The organism is Deferribacterota bacterium (assembly GCA_034189185.1).
Lineage (GTDB): Bacteria > Chrysiogenota > Deferribacteres > Deferribacterales > UBA228 > UBA228.
Map to the genome: position 1 here is coordinate 1 of JAXHVM010000234.1, position 2,266 is coordinate 2,266.

Below are 2,266 nucleotides of genomic sequence, written 5' to 3' on the forward strand. Positions count from 1 at the left end.
TCTCCTGTCTATCAAAAAAGCTTAATAGCTTCTTTTTTTGATCATGTAAAAGCTTCTTATCAACTTTTTCCTTATAGTAATTTTCTAATTCTTCAAAAGTAATAGCTTTTTTATAATCAATCGGTTCAAAAGGTATTAATCTGTCATCTAAATCAATGTAAAAATAATCATTCTCTAATGAGTTAATAATGTTTTCTTTTGCCTTATCAAAACCTATATTATTAACTAACTCTAAGGCATGCAGTGCAGTAACACTATAAAAGCCCTTCATCTTTTTAAAATCATAAAAATTGTCACTTCTCAAAGATTTACTTTTATTTGACTTTACGTTTACATAATATTCGCCTAACTCAATTTTACGACTCTTATCCAAATAGTGATTATTTAACATATAAATAATCTTATCTTCCTCATCTAATATATAAAAGTTTGGGTATTTTGAAAAAAACTCAAAAACTAATTTATACATAATCTTTCTACCGCTTGATCTATATTTAAAAAGATCAATAAATATAACCCTTTCAAAATCACTACAATTAACATCTTTTATACATGTATTATTTAGAAACTTAAATTTATTATTTTCACTATTGAAAACATTATCAACATATATAGCTACTAATTGTGGGTTTAATAATATATGCAATGAATTATAAATAGGATGCTTGTAAAATACTACCTGAACATTATTATTAACTACCCCTATTGTTTTAATACTATAATTTATAATATTTTGCTTTAAAATTTTAGAAATTTTATATACAGTTAAACCATCCATTAATGATAATTATATTAAAATTATGAAAAAATTAAATCTTTTACTAATATTTGGAGGTAAATCAGCAGAACATGAGGTATCAATAGAATCTGCAAAAAATATTATTCTTAGATATGATAAAAAAAAGTACAATCTATTGCCTCTATGGATAGATAAAGAAGGAAACTTCTTTTTAATTGATAGAGATATCTCCAATCTTTCATATGATAAATTATGCTTTTCTGATAAAAATCTAAATGTAACACTTTTAAAAAACAGAAATAACAAATGTGTAATTTATGATTTAAAAGAAAATAATATAATAACACATATAGATATTGCTTTTCCGGTTCTCCATGGACCTTTTGGTGAAGATGGAACAATACAAGGCTATTTAGAGACAGTTAACTGTCCATATATAGGCTCAGGGGTTTTATCATCATCTATATGTATGAACAAAATAGTATCAAAAGAATTATTAAAAGCTGCTAAATTAAAAGTGGCAAACTTCCTTAAATTCAATAGCTTAGAAGACTCACTTGAGGAAATTTGTGAAAAAGTTCCTGAAAAATTAAAGTTTCCGGTATTTGTAAAACCATCTAGTTTAGGCTCATCAATAGGTATAAGCAAGGTCAACAAATATGAAGAACTAATAAACGCTATAGAGATAGCCCTAAAATTTGATAACACTATCATAATTGAAGAGGCAATTAAAGGACGCGAGATTGAAATTGCAATCATAGGAAACAAAGAAGATGAGCTAATTATATCAAAACCAGGGGAGATTAAAACAAATAAAACATTTTATTCATATGAAGCAAAATATTTAGATGAAAAGGGGACTAAACTCATAGTTCCTGCGAAAATTGATGAAAAAATAGTGGATGTGATAAAAAAAGATGCCTTAAAAGCATACAGAATATTATATTGTAAAGACTATGCTAGGATTGATATGTTTCTTGATGAAGAAAACCAAATATTTATAAATGAAATTAATACAATACCAGGGTTTACAACCCATAGTATGTTTCCACTATTAATGGAGGAAGAGGGTATAAACTACCAACAATTAATTGATAGACTCATAAACATTGCTTTAAAAAAATCTAGAGATTTAAAAATTTGATTAGAAAACCACAGATAAAAATAACAAACCCTGCAATAGCATGAGTATATTTTGTTAATAACGAAATGCTAAAAATAGGTAAAACTAAAAATTAACAATAAAAGCGCAGCTAATTCACCTCTTTTTGACTCTATATCAACTAATCTAAGAAGATTCTCACCAAACATTATACCTAAAATACCAAGCAAAACAGAGCTTAAAACATGCCCAATACCACAAATAATTGTAATTAAAAGGGTTTTTCTTAAACTCCAACTCATAGACTTAGATAAAGCAACAAAAGGTATGTAGTGATCAGGGCCTAAAATTGTATGAACAAAAGCTATAATAACTGAGGTGCTTAAAATTATATAATAATTATCCATAATTTATAAAATATTATT

General features: G+C 26.1%; 3 protein-coding genes. 1 reads left to right on the forward strand and 2 read right to left on the reverse strand.

Annotated features, from left to right (window positions below):
- Window positions 1-778, reverse strand: a 778-nt coding sequence (locus SVN78_10330) for an NFACT family protein (protein ID MDY6822003.1), incomplete at its 3' end; no start/stop codon positions are given.
- Between the two features lie 22 nt (window positions 779-800).
- Between SVN78_10330 and SVN78_10335 the strand changes: the two genes are divergently transcribed.
- Window positions 801-1,883: a D-alanine--D-alanine ligase family protein gene (locus tag SVN78_10335; protein MDY6822004.1), complete on the forward strand. Its 1,083-nt coding sequence runs from the start codon at window positions 801-803 to the stop codon at window positions 1,881-1,883.
- Between the two features lie 68 nt (window positions 1,884-1,951).
- Here SVN78_10335 and SVN78_10340 read toward each other — a convergent pair whose 3' ends face one another.
- Window positions 1,952-2,248, reverse strand: a complete 297-nt coding sequence (locus tag SVN78_10340) for a hypothetical protein (GenBank protein ID MDY6822005.1) — start codon at window positions 2,246-2,248, stop codon at window positions 1,952-1,954.
- Window positions 2,249-2,266: the final 18 nt, after the last annotated feature.

Coding starts and splice junctions, on each gene's coding strand:
- SVN78_10340 (MDY6822005.1), bottom strand. CDS start 2,248: ATGGATAATTATTATATAATTTTAAGCACCTCAGTTATTATAGCTTTT.
- SVN78_10335 (MDY6822004.1), top strand. CDS start 801: ATGAAAAAATTAAATCTTTTACTAATATTTGGAGGTAAATCAGCAGAA.